Below are 14,165 nucleotides of genomic sequence, written 5' to 3' on the forward strand. Positions count from 1 at the left end.
GCAGGTCGAAGGCGGGCCGCTCAGAGCGGATCCGCGGCAGCGAGACGAAGTTGTGCCGCGGCGGCGGGCAGGAGGTCGCCCACTCCAGCGAGCAGCCGTAGCCCCACGGGTCGTCCACGGTCACCTTCGGCGCCTTCTTCGCGGTCACCCAGACGTTCCAGAAGAAGATCAGCGTGGAGATGCCCAAGACGAACGAGGACACCGACGAGATCTGGTTGAGCAGGGTGAACCCGTCCGACGGCAGGTAGTCCGCGTAGCGGCGCGGCATGCCTTCCGCGCCCAGCCAGTGCTGGACGAGGAAGGTGCCGTGGAAGCTGAAGAACAGCGTCCAGAAGTGCCACTTGGCCAGCGTCTCGTTGAGCATCTTGCCGGTGAGCTTCGGCCACCAGAAGTAGAAGCCCGCGAACATCGCGAACACCACAGTGCCGAACAGCGTGTAGTGGAAGTGGGCGATCACGAAGTACGAGTCGGTCACGTGGAAGTCCATGGGCGGCGACGCGAGCATGATGCCGGTCAGCCCGCCGAAGAGGAAGGTGACCATGAAGCCGATGGAGAACAGCATCGGCGACTCGAAGGTGAGCTGGCCGCCCCACATGGTGCCGATCCAGTTGAAGAACTTCACGCCGGTCGGCACCGCGATGAGGAAGGTCATGAAGGAGAAGAACGGCAGCAGCACCGCGCCGGTGGGGAACATGTGGTGCGCCCACACGGTTCCCGACAGCCCGGCGATCGCGATGGTGGCGCCGATCAGGCTCTTGTAGCCGAAGATCGGCTTGCGGCTGAACACCGGGAGGATCTCGGTGACGATGCCGAAGAACGGCAAGGCCAAGATGTAGACCTCCGGGTGGCCGAAGAACCACAGCAGGTGCTGGTAGAGGATCGGCCCGCCATGCTCGGGGTCGAACACGTGGGTGCCGACGATCCGGTCGGCGAGCAGGGCGATGAAGGCACCGGTGAGCACGGGGAAGGTGAGCAGGATCAGCACACCGGTCAGCGCCGCGTTCCACGTGAAGATCGGCATGCGGAACATGGTCATGCCGGGGGCGCGCATGCACACGACCGTGGTGATGAAGTTGACCGCACCCAGGATCGAGGACAGGCCGGTCAGCGCCAGGCCGAGGATCCACAAGTCGCCGCCGATGCCGGGGGACCGCACCGCATCCGAGAGCGGCACGTAGGCGAACCAGCCGAAGCTCGCCGCACCGCCGGGCGTGATGAACCCGGCGATCGTGATCAGCCCGCCGAACAGGTACAGGTAGTACCCGAGCTGGTTGAGGCGGGGGAAAGCCACGTCAGGCGCGCCGATCTGCAGCGGCACGAGCGCGTTCGCAAAACCCGCGAACAGCGGGGTCGCGAACAGGAACAGCATGATCGTGCCGTGCATGGTGAACAACTGGTTGTAGGTCTCGTTGTTCATCAGCTGCATGCCCGGGTACATCAACTCGGCCCGGATCAGCAGCGCCATGACTCCGGCGAGCAGGAAGAACGCGAACGAGGTGATCAGGTACATGTTCCCGATCACCTTGTGGTCAGTCGTCGTGATCACGCTGATGATCTTTGAGCCGGGCCGGGCCCGGACCGACGGCTTCGGTGCCGTCGCAACCTGTGTGGCCACGATTCATCTCCCCTTCGGGTCGCCCGCCTCGTCCCGGGGTGCCCGGCAGGGCTCTGCCGGGACGCGCCACGCTCCAGACAGGCAATGACAGACAAAGAATTAACGCACAAATAATTCGCGTCCTAATTACTTGTAGGATGCTACACAGGGTCTGGGGAGGCCCTCAGTGGGGGTGAGGATTGTGAACAGCAGCGATTCCAGCCTCGGCGATCCGCTCGCCCTGGAGAACCAGGTCTGTTTTGCGCTGACCATCGCGGCGCGCAACGTGGTCGCGCTCTACCGTCCGGTGCTGGCCCCCCTGGGCCTGACCCATCCGCAGTACCTGGTGATGCTCGCGCTGTGGCAGTACGCCCCCGTGTCGGTCAAGGAGCTGGCCACCCTGCTGGAACTGGACTCCGCAACCCTCTCCCCGCTGCTCAAACGCCTGGAAGCAGCGGGGCTGGTGCGCCGGGAGCGCAACCCGGACGACGAACGGCGGCTCATGGTGACACTCACGCCCGCCGGCCGCGAGATGCAGGAGAAGGCCCGGGACATCCCGGAGCGGATGATGCGCCTGCTGGGCATGGACCCGGAAGAACTCCGCCACCTCAACGCCGTGCTCTCCCGCCTCAATGCGGCCGCCACGAGCGCCGATCTGACTGACGCCGAGTCTTAAGCCCGCCATCCCCTCTCCCCGGTCTCTTCCTTTCGGCCCACCCGGTGTCTGCGCTGTCCACCCCCGGGATAACATCCACGCTATCAATTAGTGCACTAACGATTTGGGCACTAAGTCCTTAGTTGGCTGGGTCCTTCGCCCTGCCGGGTAGGGGCCCAATGGGAGGCGAGAACATGGCACACCGACGTCCCAACACCGTCACCGCCCCCACACCGATCCCCAAAGGGGTGGTCTTCGGCATCTTCCTCGCGGTCCCCAGCCTCATGTACGGCTGGGTGTACTTCGGCCACCTGTGGTGGGCCGTCGCCGCCGGCCTCGTCCTGGTCCTCGGCTTCGGCCTGACCCTGCTCCCCCGCCACCTGCCGCGGTTCAGCCGCGGCCAGCAGAAAGTAGAGCTGTACGGCGGGCCGCTCGACGGGGAGCACATCGACCTGTCCGCTCTCTCGGTGGAGCGGCTCAGCGAAGGGATCACCCTGCCGGTCCGCGGCGGCGGCCGCTGCCGGTACGCCCTGGACCGCTCCGGCGTCCTTCGCCACGTCGGCGACGGCTGACCGCATCCGAGGCCACGGCAGGGACCGCGCCCCTGCCCCGCCTAAGCACCAGCGTCTGCTCCTCTGCTACCGTGCGCAGACAGGTACGCCCCAGCCGAAGACACAGAAAAGCACCGGAAGCAGCGGTGACACGAATCGGTGGGTGCGAGAAAAGAACGTTTTGCGGGCATCCCGCCGGAAAAGACGGGTAGGCCGGGCGGGACTTGAACCCGCGACCCAGGGATTATGAGTCCCCTGCTCTGACCAGCTGAGCTACCGGCCCGCGCGAGACACCGGGCCCGGGGAAGGCGGGCTCCGCACATCCAACCGATGACAGATCGGCCAGGATGTCCGCGATTCTATCAGGGGGTGCCTTGCGCTGCGGGCAGGAAAAACCGACTTGCCGCCCCGGCCGCGTCCGACGCTCTGCTCAAGCACCGGTCCTCGACGGCCCGTCCCCTCCGGTCCGACGGGTCTCCCCACGGTCTCCCCTACGGGGGACAGCACCCGCCCTAGCGCCCCGCAGGACACACCCCGACAGCCCGGATTCACCTGGGACAACGCTGCTCCCCGCCTGTCCCTTCCCCTGGATGGCCCACCCCCTTGTCGCTCCAGCGAAGGCGCTCGGCGGTATTCCCGCCTCTTTCCCGGACTCCCCCGCCGATACGGCACGATCAGGTGCGGAAAGCAGGCAGTATGGAAGTGTGAGCCTCATCGATCATCTCCCTGACGGCACCGCTGATCCCGACACCCTGTTCGACGCCTTCGCGTCCTGGGCTGAGGAACGGGGGCTCACCCTCTATCCCCACCAGGAGGAAGCCCTCATCGAAGTGGTGTCGGGATCCAATGTGATCCTCAACACTCCCACCGGTTCCGGGAAGAGCCTGGTGGCCACCGGAGCGATCTTCGCTGCCCTGGCCCGCGACGAATGCAGCTTCTACACCGCCCCCATCAAAGCCCTGGTCTCGGAGAAGTTCTTCGACCTGTGCGAAATCTTCGGCACCGAGAACGTCGGCATGATGACCGGCGACGCCAGCGTCAACTCTGATGCGCCGATCGTGTGCTGCACCGCTGAAGTGCTCGCCAACATCGCCCTGCGCGACGGCGCCGACGCCGACATCGGCACGGTCATCATGGACGAGTTCCACTTCTACGCCGACCCCGACCGGGGGTGGGCCTGGCAGGTGCCGCTGCTGGAACTGCCGCAGGCCCAGTTCCTGCTCATGTCGGCGACCCTGGGGGACGTCAGCCGGTTCGAAGAAGACTTGACCCGCCGCACCGGACGCGACACGACCGTCGTCGCCTCCGCGGAACGGCCGGTGCCGCTGTACTACTCGTACCGGACCACACCGCTGCACGAAACGCTGGAAGAACTGCTGGAATCCCAGCAGGCGCCCGTCTACATCGTGCACTTCACGCAGGCCGCGGCGGTGGAGCGCGCCCAGTCGCTGACGAGCATCAACATGTGCTCCAAAGCGGAGAAGGCCGCCATCGCCAAGGAGATCGGCAACTTCCGGTTCACCACCCGGTTCGGCCGCAACCTGTCCCGCTACGTCCGGCACGGAATCGGCGTGCACCACGCGGGCATGCTGCCCAAGTACCGCAGGCTGGTGGAGCGGCTCGCCCAGCGGGGCCTGCTCAAAGTCATCTGCGGCACCGACACGCTGGGCGTGGGCGTCAACGTGCCGATCCGTACCGTCCTGTTCACCGCACTGTCCAAGTACGACGGTTCCCGGGTCCGCCGGCTCACCGCCCGCGAATTCCACCAGATCGCGGGCCGCGCGGGCCGCGCCGGATTCGACACGGTCGGCAACGTGGTGGTGCAGGCCCCCGAACACGTGGTGGAGAACGAGCGTGCCCTCGCTAAGGCGGGCAACGACCCGAAGAAGCGGCGCAAGGTGGTCCGCAAGAAGCCGCCGGAAGGGTTCGTCGGCTGGGACGAGGCCGTCTTCGAGAAGCTCATCAACGCCCAGCCCGAGCCGCTCGTCTCCCAGTTCAAGGTCTCGCACGCGATGCTGCTCAGCGTGATCGCGCGCCCCGGCGACTGCTTCGCGGCCATGCGCCGTCTGCTCACCGACAACCACGACGACCCCAAGAAGCAACGCCGCCACATCCGCGAAGCGATCGCGATCTACCGGTCCCTGTTGGACGCGGGGATCGTAGAACGGCTGGAAGAGCCGGACGAGGAGGGCCGCACCGCGCGGCTCACCGTCGACCTGCAGCCCGACTTCGCGCTCAACCAGCCGCTGTCCCCGTTCGCGCTGGCCGCGTTCGAACTGCTGGACCGGGATTCGCCCCACTACGCGCTGGACGTGGTGAGCGTAGTCGAGTCCACCCTCGACGACCCCCGGCAGATCCTCGCCGCCCAGCTCAACAAGGCGCGCAGCGAGGAGCTGCAGCGGCTGAAGGCCGAAGGGCTCGACTACGAGGAGCGGATGGCGCGGCTGGAGGAGGTCACCTACCCCAAGCCGCTCGAGGACCTGCTGGAGCACGCCTACGAGACCTATCGGCGCGGCCACCCGTGGGTGGGCGACCATCCGCTGCAGGTCAAGTCGGTGGTGCGCGACATGTACGAGCGCGCGATGACCTTCACCGACTACATCGGCTACTACGAGCTGGCCCGTTCGGAAGGCCTGGTCCTGCGCTACCTCGCCAGCGCGTACAAGGCGCTGACGCAGACCGTCCCCGAGGACATCAAGACAGAAGAGCTGCGGGACCTGATCGAATGGCTGGGCGAAATGGTGCGCCAGGTCGACTCCAGCCTGCTGGACGAGTGGGAGCAGCTCACCAATCCGAGCCAGGAGCAGGACACGGACGCCCCCGTGGAGACCAAGCCCAAGCCGGTCACCGCCAACCAGCGCGCCTTCCGCGTGCTGGTGCGCAACGAGATGTTCCGCCGGGTGGAGCTGGCAGCGCTCCGCCGCTACGCGGAGCTGGGCGAACTGGACGGCGAAGACGGCTGGGACGCCGAGGCGTGGGAAGAGGCGATGGAGGCCTACTACGCCGAGCACGAGACGTTGGGGACCGGTCCGGACGCGCGCGGCCCGCACCTGCTGCTCATCACCGAGCACGAGGACCACTGGGAGGTCCGGCAGATCTTCGACGACCCGGAAGGCCACCACGACTGGGGGATCACCGCGCACGTGGACTTGACCGCGTCCGACGAGGAAGGACGCGCAGTGGTGCACGTGGTCGCAGTGGACCGCAAGGACTCCTTCTAAGACCGCGGCAGCGCCCACCGGGCACGGCCGTGCCCGGTCATGCGCGGCGGAGCAGGTGGGCGTTGACCTGCCGCACCAGCGGCGCGAGTTCGGGGACTTCGACGACTTCCCGGCCCGCGGCGCGCAACAGTTCGGCGCCGCGGCAGTCCACGAACAGTTCGGGCTCCCGCCAGGCGAACACGATGCGGGGGATCGGCGTGTCCAGGATGAGGCTGGTGCACGACCGGGGCCGGGAGGCCCGGGTGCTGCACGGTTCCAGCGAACTGTAGAGGGTGGCTGCGGCGAGGCGCGGATCCTCGGCGGCGACCGCGCGCAGCGCCACTTCTTCGGCGTGGTCGTGGGGGTCGTCCCGGCGGGAGTAGCCGTCGGCGAGGACGGTGCCGTCGGCGGCGACGATCAGCGCGCCGACGGAGAACGCGGTGGACGACGGCGGGCAGGAGCGGGACAGGTCGACAGCGGTGCGCAGCAGGCGCAGATCACGTTCGGTGGGTGTGGTCACTGCTCCTCCCGCAGGACGTAGTGGAGGACCGCCATTCCGGCCACGTTCCGGGCAGAAACCAGCCGCATGGGCTGGCCGGGGCGGTGCGGGAATACGGCGGGGTGGACGAACCGGGGTGCGCGGGCGTCGCCGACGAAGAAGGGGGCGATAGCCAGCCGCAGTTCGTCGGCGAGGTTGCGGGTGAGGAAGGCGGTGTGGACGGCTCCGCCGCCTTCCACGAGGAGTCGGCGCACGCCGCGGCGGGCCAGGTCGGCAAGGACGCGGTCGAGGTCGGGGGCTCCGGCGGCCACGACCTCCACGCCCGCGGTTCCGGCGAACCGGTGGCGGGCGGCTTCTGCTGCGTGGTCGGCAACGTAGAGCAGGCAGCCGGCGTCGCCGGTGGTGAAGACCCGCGCCGCGGGGTCCAGGTCCCCGCTGGTGCTCAGCACGACTTTGCGCAGGTGGGCGGGGTGTCCTGCGGCGAGGCGGCGCTGCTGCCGTTCAGGGGAGCGCACGAGCAGCCGCGGATTGTCGGCGCGGATCGTGCCGGCGCCGACGAGAATCGCGTCGCAGGAGGCGCGGAGTTCATCGACTTCATCGAAGTCGGCTTCGGTGGAGAGCCGCAGCCGCTCAGGGGAGGCGTCGTCGATATAGCCGTCCACCGACATGGCGCAACTGAGGATGACCCGGGGGCGTTCGCCTGACATGCCGCCCAGGCTAGCGGGGACGGTGCGCAATGCGGCACAGGCCGCGGGGGTGCCCCCGTCTGCTGCGGGCCGCGGGGTCCCGTGCCGTCACCGTGGACTGGGCGGATAACGGCACGGGACCGGCAGCCTGGATCACCTGTCCGGGGTGAGGAGCCACTCACCCCACGCCACAAACTGACCGGACGGTATGTTACTGGTGGTTTTTCGTTGCCGGTACATCAGGAGTGCCCATGACCGACGTGTACATCCTCGACGCGGTACGCACCCCCTTCGGACGGTACGGTGGCGCACTGTCCGGGATCCGCCCCGACGACCTGGCCGCGCACGTCCTGCGCGCGCTCGCGGAACGCTCCCCCGGGCTGGACCCCGCCGCGGTCGACGACGTCTTCTTCGGCGACGCGAACGGGGCTGGGGAGGACAACCGCAACGTGGCCCGCATGGCCGCGCTGCTCGCGGGCTGGCCCACCTCGGTGCCGGGCGTGACCTTGAACCGGTTGTGCGGTTCCGGCATGGAATCCGTGATCGCCGCCAACCGCGCGATCGCCGTGGGCGACGCCTCCCTGGCGGTGGCCGGGGGTGTGGAGTCGATGAGCCGGGCACCCTGGGTGCTCCCCAAACCCGCTCAGGGCTTCCCCACCGGCCACGAAACCCTGTACTCCACCACGCTGGGGTGGCGGATGGTCAACCCGGCCATGCCGGAGCAGTGGACCGTCTCCCTGGGAGAGAGCACCGAGCAGGTCGCCGCCACGTACGGCATCAGCCGCGCCGAACAGGACGCTTTCGCGCTCCGCAGTCACGAGCGCGCAGCCCGCGCCTGGGCGGAAGGAGTGTTCGACGCGGAGATCACCCAAATCCCCGGCGCGGAACTGGAACGGGACGAGAGCATCCGGGAGACGTCCGCGGAGAAACTGGCCGCGCTCAAACCCGCGTTCCGCCCCGACGGCACGATCACCGCGGGCAACGCCTCCCCGCTCAACGACGGGGCGGCCGCGCTCCTCATCGGGGACGCGGCAGCAGCTGAACGGGTCGGCCGCGAGCCGCTGGCCCGGATTGTCAGCCGCGGGGTCGCCGCAGTCGACCCCGACGTCTTCGGAATCGGCCCGGTCCAGGCAGCCGAGATCGCGCTGCGCCGCGCCGGGATCGGCTGGGACGACCTGTCGGTGGTGGAACTCAACGAAGCGTTCGCCGCCCAGTCCTTGGCCTGCCTGAAACTCTGGCCGGACCTGGACCCGGAGATCGTCAACCCCAACGGCGGCGCCATCGCCATCGGCCACCCCCTGGGCGCGTCCGGTGCCCGGATCGTCGGCACGCTCGCCCACGAACTGCACCGCCGCGGCGGCGGGTGGGGGCTGGCCGCGATCTGCATCGGCGTGGGCCAGGGCCTCGCCGTAGTGCTGCACCGCTAAGCGCCACCGGGCACGTTCGGCACGGGCGCGCCGCACTCTCCGGAATGCTGACCCGGGCATGTCCCCTCCGCGCTCCTCGTGGGTAGCGGCGGAGCGAGCAGGGCGGCGCCGTGCCAGCGCACGGGCCGAGACCGCCCGCGCCCCGGGGCCTCCCGGGGATGTGTGCCGTAGGCGGAGCAGTCTCCGCACTGTTTCCGCCCCAGCCAGGAGGAGAGCGCCCATGAGAGTGTGCGTGAGCGGAGCGGCACCAGCCAACCACCCCGGGCCTGCACTGTGACCGGCATCACGGGCATGACCGCTCCGTGGGGGTAGTCGTCGTGGTGGCGCGGCTTGCGCCCGGTGCCCCGCGGCCCGCCGTTCGTCGTCCACGGCGGACCCGACCCGCGCCCGCGGGGCACCGCAGGCCGATCATGTCCCACTTCCCGGTCTTCGTGGCGCGCGGCGGCCCGCATGCCCGTCGACCGGGACGGGCCCGGCCGCTCCGCACAGCAGCGGGCCTCCCCGCAGCCTGGTCTCCCCGCCCGCCTGCCGGATCCGAGACAGCAGTCCGCTTTCCCACTGTCGGGGTTGTGCACGGTGGCCTGCCCGGGTATCCCCCAAGGGTTGGAAGAGCGGGGAAGGCCACAGGTTTCCCATGCCCGGCCAGTCCCTTCCCGCTGCGGCAACCGCCATATTCGACCCTGCGGGACCTTCCGGCTCGCTCACCAGGAACACCCGTTCCGCACAGAAAGGTCAAGGCTATGAGTGTTGATGTGCACTACACCGTGGACGGTCCCGAAGACGGGCCCGTCGTCGTGCTCAGCGGTTCGCTGGGCAGCCGCCTCGACATGTGGGATCCGCAGATGGCGGGACTCACCGGACAGTTCCGCGTCGTCCGCTACGACCTCCGCGGCCACGGCTCCTCCCCGGTTCCCCCCGCGCCCTACACCATGGCGGACCTCGGCTCTGACGTGCTGCGGCTCCTCGACCGGCTGAAAGTGGAGCGCGCCCACTTCGCGGGCCTGTCCATCGGCGGGATGACCGGCATGTGGCTGGCCGCGAACGCCCCGGAACGGATCGACCGCCTGGCCCTGCTGTGCACGTCGGCGACACCCCCCGGCACGCCGGAAGCGTGGGAGGAGCGCATCCGGACAGTGCGCACTCAAGGCACGGCCGCGATCGCGCCGACCGTGGTATCCCGCTGGTTCACCCCCGCCTATGCGGAACGCGACCCTGAGACGGTGTCCCTGTTCATCGACATGATCGCGAACACCCCCGACGAGGGGTACGTGGGCTGCTGCAACGCCATCCAGACCATGGACCTGCTTCCGGGGCTGCCTTCGATCACCGCGCCCACCCTGGTCGTGGCGGGCAAACTGGATCCCACCTCCCCGCCGGAGCACGCCGAGCTCATCGCGTCGCGCATCCCCAACGCCCGCATGGAGGTCATCCCGGACGCCGCCCACCTGGCGTCGTGGGAGCAGGCGACCTTCGTCAACGAACTGCTCCTCGACCACTTCGGCCGGTCGTCCGCTGCTGCCTGAAGCACGGGGTGCACACCGCGGGGCCCGAAGCGGCGCGTGCCGCTCGGGCCCCGCTTGAACGCCTGGGTCTCCGGCGGTCAGGCCTTCCCCGGGGCGGGGGCCTGGTGTCCCGGCGAGGACAGCATCGCGGCGCCCTGCGGTGCGGCCTCCGCGGACCGCAGTGAGGAGGGGATCACCCCGGCGTGGTGGAGCATGGTCAGGGCGGCTTGGATCGCTTCGGGGGTGGTCTCGAAGACGCAGCCTGCCTCCCGCAGCCGGGGGAGGGTGCCCAGGGACTCCAGCGGACGCAACTGTCCCGGGCGCAGACCGGACATCATGACGGTGATGCCGCGGGCTTGGAGCCGGTCCACGGCATCCCCGAGAACCTGGGCCCCGGTGGCGTCGATCGTGCTGACCCGGGCCATGCGGAGGATGACGACCCGCACGTCGGCCACCTCGCTGAGTTCCAGCAGGAACCGGTGGGCGGCGGCGAAGAACAGCGGACCGTCGATCCGGTAGGCGACGATGTGCTTGGCCAGGAGGGCCCGCTCCTCTTCCGTGTGGTCGCCCGGGGGCAGGTGCCGGGCCAGCTCCTCCTGGTCGAGGCTGGCGTTGCGGGCCAGCGACGCCAGGGCGAGCGCACCGGCGACGAGCATGCCGACCAGCACCGCGACCACGAGGTCGACGGTGAGGGTGACGACCGCGGTGAGCACCAGCACGACCCCGTCGGAGCGGGTGGCGCGGACCATGGCGCGCACCGAGCCCACTTCGACCATGCGCACCGCTGTGGCCAGCAGCACTCCAGCCAGGGCCGCCAGCGGGATCCGCTCCACGAGGGGCGCGGCCAGGTAGACGATTCCGGCGAGGACGAGGGCGTGGGTGATCGCTGCCAGCCGCGAGCTCGCCCCGGAGCGCACGTTCACTGCGGTGCGGGCGATTGCCGCGGTGGCGGGGACCCCGCCGAAGAGGGGGGCGGCGATGTTCGCCACGCCCTGGCCGAACAGTTCCCGGTCGGGGTCGTGGCGCTGGTTGACGCTCATCCCGTCGGCGACGGTGGCCGACAGCAGCGACTCCAACGCGGCCAGGGCCGCCACCGCCGCGGCCGGGGCCACGAGTGTGCCCACCTGGGAGAGGTCGAGAAAACCAAGGGAGGGGGCGGGCAGGCCCGCGGGCAGGTCCCCGATCCGTTCCGCGTGCAGCGGGGTGACTTCCACGAGGACCGTGGCGAGCACGACAGCCATCAGGGAGAACGGCACTGTGGGCCGCCAGCGGGCACCGACGAGCATCACCACGACCACGCCGAGAGCGATCGCGACCGCGGTCCACTCCGGGTGGGCCGCGAAGTCGAGGACCGCCTGCCACGCCACGACGAGCACCCTGTCGCCTTCCGGAACGGGCACGCCCAGGGCAGCGGGCACCTGCTGCAGGGCGATCACCGCGGCGATGCCGATGGTGAAGCCTTCCACCACGGAGGCGGGAATGTAGCGGACGTAGCGGCCGGCGCGGAGCAGGGCCAGCAGGACAAGCATGAGGCCCGCCATCAGCCCGACGGTGAGGACTCCGGAGGGTCCGTGCTGGGCGACGATGGGCACCAGCACCACCGTCATCGCCCCGGTGGGGCCGGAGACTTGCAGGTTGGAGCCGCCGAAGAACGCGGCGAGGGCACCCGCGACGATCGCGGTGACCAGCCCGGCCTGAGCTCCGAGCCCGGAGGAGATCCCGAAGCCCAGGGCGAGCGGCAGGGCAACCACGGCGACGGTCACCCCGGCCAGCAGGTTGCGTCCCGGTGCGTGCCGCATCCGGGCGAGGTCGGCGCGGGCCGGAATCATCACGCGGAAACGGTCGAGGACAGGGCGCAGGGCGCTGTCCCGGGAGAGGACGGGAAGGTTCACCGCTGCCCCTCCCGTTCTGCTTCGCGGAGCTCGGCCAGCAGTTCCCCCTGGTCGACCAGCATGCTGGTGAGGATGGTGCGCGCGGCGCGCAGCAGGTCGCCGACCTGTGGGGCGCTCAGCTCGTAGCGCACGACGTTGCCTTCGCGGTGGGAGACCACCAGACCGGTGCGGCGCAGCACCGCCAACTGCTGGGAAAGGTTGGACGCTTCAACACCGATGTCGGCAAGGAGTTCGTGGACCGGGCGGGGCCCCTCCTGCAGCAGCTCCAGCACCCGGATCCGAACCGGATGGCCAAGCGTGCGGAAGAACTCCGCCTTGGCCTGGTAGAGCGGTACCGGCACGTTTGATTCTCTTTTCACTTTTGAGGGGATGTGGGGAGGTATGTCGGGATCAAGAATGTATGAACATGAAAAATTCTTCAAATCAAGAAGAACGAAAGTGACTCCTGCCACTTGCGTTGAGGGGATCGCCCGTGGTAGCAGAAGCCGCTCGCAGCAGGGACACGGCAGCGCACTCCGTCGGTCCCTGTCCCACCGGTTCTGCAGCGAGAAAAGGCCAGCGGTCGTGCACCAGTGCCGCGCCGCCTCCTGCCCCGCGCTGGCCCCACCCGGAGACACAAGCCCCGGGCTCGACTCGCGGAGTCCCGCGGGCCTCTCGGACTCGGCACGCCGCCCTTCCCCGGGAAAGCGCCGGCTCCGGACCTGGGAACAGCCCGCAGAAGAAAGCGCTCGACTCCCCGAGAGAATGCGAAAGACAGAGCGGTCACCCAGCTACAGCGCTCCCCGGTGCCTGGGCTGCGTCCTCAAGGCCACGGGCCCCTGCCACCGGGAATCACTGCTGGAGACCCACTGCCGGAGATAAAGCGGCAACCGATGCCCGGATTCCCGCGGCGGCACGCCAGTGTGCCCGCCCACGCGAAGGCCGAATCGGGAACCAGCAGTCACGATAAAGGCTCTCGCCTCAGGGCAAGAGCCTCGACGTGCGGAACTTGCAGGAGATGACGCTATCCACCGCTGACGCGGGACCGCGTCCTCACTGTCGTTGCTCCCGCGATTGGACTCGAACCAATAACCTGCCGGTTAACAGCCGGCTGCTCTGCCAATTGAGCTACGCGGGACTGCGTTGCTGTGGGGTTCGTGTTCCCCGCAGTGACACCACTAGCGTAGCGCACTCTGGAGAGTGCTCGTGACAGATTTTCCTCCCCCGCAGTTCCCCCGCCCCGAATGTCGCCTCCTGTCCTGCGGCAACCACTGCGGGTAGCGTGGATCACGGCACGAATTCATCGTCTCGGGAGGACCGCATGCGCTATCGGATCGTCTTTATCGCCGGGTTCGCTATCGGCTACATCCTCGGCGCCAAAGCCGGACGGGAACGGTACGAGCAGATCGCCCGCGCGGCCCGCAGCCTCGTCGAGAACCCCACGGTGCGAGAGACAGCCGACCGGGTGCGGTCCCAGGTGACCGACGCCAGCAAGACCGTCTACGACAAACTCTCCGAGAAACTCCCGGTCACCTCCGTGCGCGACTTCCTGGCCAGCCCTACCCCGGAAGAGGAGGCCGAGCTCGACCGGATCGAAGCCGCCTCCGGCACCGCGGCACGCGACTAGGCGCCTCCGTGTGCTGACCGTCGGGCACGGACTACGGTAGGACCATGCTGCGCTGGCTCCGCCGACACGCTCTGCCCTCCGAGATCCGTGCCCGACTCGACCTCGCTCCCGGGGAGCGGATCATCGCCCACGCGTGGACCGAGAACGGGACAGCGGTCGTCGCCACCACGGCCGCCCTGCACCTGCCGGAGGGGCGGCGCATCCCGTGGGAGCGCATCGACCAGGCCCGCTGGGACGACACCGGCCTGGTGCTCACCACCGAAGACGAACCCGAAGAGGTCATCCCCCTGCCCCGGCCGGGCCGCCTCGCCCAAGCCGTCTACGAACGAGTCACCGCCACCATCGTGGTCTCCCGCCACGTGCCGTTGCTGTCTGACGTCGAAGGCGCTCCCGGGGTCCGGTTCATTGCGCGACGCGCCCCCGGGAGCACCGACATCACCTGGCAGCTCCGCTACGACGAGGGCGTGGACCCGGAATCCCCCGAGATCCGCCAGCGCACCCAGCGCGCCCTGGCCCGGCTCCGCGAGCAGACCGGCGTGTAACCCCGCTCCCG

The 14,165-nt window shown here is 69.1% G+C and carries 12 protein-coding genes and 2 tRNA genes; 7 read left to right on the forward strand and 7 right to left on the reverse strand.

The features are described from left to right. On the reverse strand, positions 1-1,510 hold a 1,510-nt coding region (gene ctaD, locus CW348_RS05165), incomplete at its 3' end, for a cytochrome c oxidase subunit I (protein ID WP_287463367.1). A gap of 286 nt (positions 1,511-1,796) precedes the next feature. Here ctaD and CW348_RS05170 point away from each other — a divergent pair. Both CW348_RS05170 and CW348_RS05175 read left to right on the forward strand, forming a co-directional pair. Continuing rightward, the gene (locus CW348_RS05170; protein WP_016188390.1) at positions 1,797-2,270 is read left to right on the forward strand and encodes a MarR family winged helix-turn-helix transcriptional regulator; all 474 of its coding nucleotides are present in this window, start codon (positions 1,797-1,799) and stop codon (positions 2,268-2,270) included. A 173-nt stretch (positions 2,271-2,443) separates the two neighbouring features. After that, on the forward strand, positions 2,444-2,821 hold the full coding sequence (locus CW348_RS05175; protein ID WP_011291326.1) for a hypothetical protein: 378 nt from the start codon (positions 2,444-2,446) through the stop codon (positions 2,819-2,821). 188 nt (positions 2,822-3,009) lie between these two features. Here CW348_RS05175 and CW348_RS05180 read toward each other — a convergent pair. Beyond that, a tRNA-Ile gene (locus CW348_RS05180) sits at positions 3,010-3,083 on the reverse strand. A 421-nt stretch (positions 3,084-3,504) separates the two neighbouring features. Here CW348_RS05180 and CW348_RS05185 point away from each other — a divergent pair. After that, positions 3,505-6,021 (forward strand): RNA helicase, encoded by a 2,517-nt coding sequence (locus tag CW348_RS05185; protein ID WP_011291325.1) that lies wholly within the window; start codon positions 3,505-3,507, stop codon positions 6,019-6,021. Between the two features lie 37 nt (positions 6,022-6,058). Here the strand turns inward: CW348_RS05185 and CW348_RS05190 are convergent, their stop codons facing one another. Together CW348_RS05190 and CW348_RS05195 are read right to left on the reverse strand one after the other, a co-directional pair. After that, on the reverse strand, positions 6,059-6,520 hold the full coding sequence (locus tag CW348_RS05190) for a dCMP deaminase (protein WP_011291324.1): 462 nt from the start codon (positions 6,518-6,520) through the stop codon (positions 6,059-6,061). Further along, positions 6,517-7,206 (reverse strand): dihydrofolate reductase family protein, encoded by a 690-nt coding sequence (locus tag CW348_RS05195; protein ID WP_038043428.1) that lies wholly within the window; start codon positions 7,204-7,206, stop codon positions 6,517-6,519. Before CW348_RS05195 ends, CW348_RS05190 begins: the two co-directional genes overlap by 4 nt. Positions 7,207-7,436: 230 nt before the next feature. Between CW348_RS05195 and CW348_RS05200 the strand changes: the two genes are divergently transcribed. Continuing rightward, positions 7,437-8,612 (forward strand): acetyl-CoA C-acyltransferase, encoded by a 1,176-nt coding sequence (locus tag CW348_RS05200; protein ID WP_011291322.1) that lies wholly within the window; start codon positions 7,437-7,439, stop codon positions 8,610-8,612. Between the two features lie 740 nt (positions 8,613-9,352). Then, positions 9,353-10,135, forward strand: coding sequence for a 3-oxoadipate enol-lactonase (pcaD, locus tag CW348_RS05205; protein ID WP_011291321.1), 783 nt, complete (start codon positions 9,353-9,355; stop codon positions 10,133-10,135). Positions 10,136-10,212: 77 nt separating this feature from the next. Here the strand turns inward: pcaD and CW348_RS05210 are convergent, their stop codons facing one another. The 3 genes from CW348_RS05210 to CW348_RS05220 form a co-directional block, all read right to left on the reverse strand. Next, the gene (locus CW348_RS05210) at positions 10,213-12,006 is read right to left on the reverse strand and encodes a SulP family inorganic anion transporter (RefSeq protein WP_104612882.1); all 1,794 of its coding nucleotides are present in this window, start codon (positions 12,004-12,006) and stop codon (positions 10,213-10,215) included. Continuing rightward, a complete protein-coding gene (locus CW348_RS05215; RefSeq protein WP_011291319.1) occupies positions 12,003-12,347 on the reverse strand; it encodes a helix-turn-helix transcriptional regulator in 345 nt (114 codons plus the stop codon). The genes CW348_RS05210 and CW348_RS05215 overlap by 4 nt, the downstream gene beginning before the upstream one ends. A gap of 703 nt (positions 12,348-13,050) precedes the next feature. Beyond that, a tRNA-Asn gene (locus tag CW348_RS05220) sits at positions 13,051-13,123 on the reverse strand. Between the two features lie 183 nt (positions 13,124-13,306). Between CW348_RS05220 and CW348_RS05225 the strand changes: the two genes are divergently transcribed. Together CW348_RS05225 and CW348_RS05230 are read left to right on the forward strand one after the other, a co-directional pair. Further along, complete coding sequence (locus tag CW348_RS05225) at positions 13,307-13,612, forward strand: hypothetical protein (protein WP_011291318.1); 306 nt, start codon at positions 13,307-13,309, stop codon at positions 13,610-13,612. A 44-nt stretch (positions 13,613-13,656) separates the two neighbouring features. Continuing rightward, positions 13,657-14,154 (forward strand): hypothetical protein, encoded by a 498-nt coding sequence (locus CW348_RS05230; RefSeq protein WP_011291317.1) that lies wholly within the window; start codon positions 13,657-13,659, stop codon positions 14,152-14,154. Positions 14,155-14,165 lie beyond the last annotated feature (11 nt).

It is taken from the genome of Thermobifida sp. (genome assembly GCF_017577275.1).
Lineage (GTDB): Bacteria > Actinomycetota > Actinomycetes > Streptosporangiales > Streptosporangiaceae > Thermobifida > Thermobifida fusca.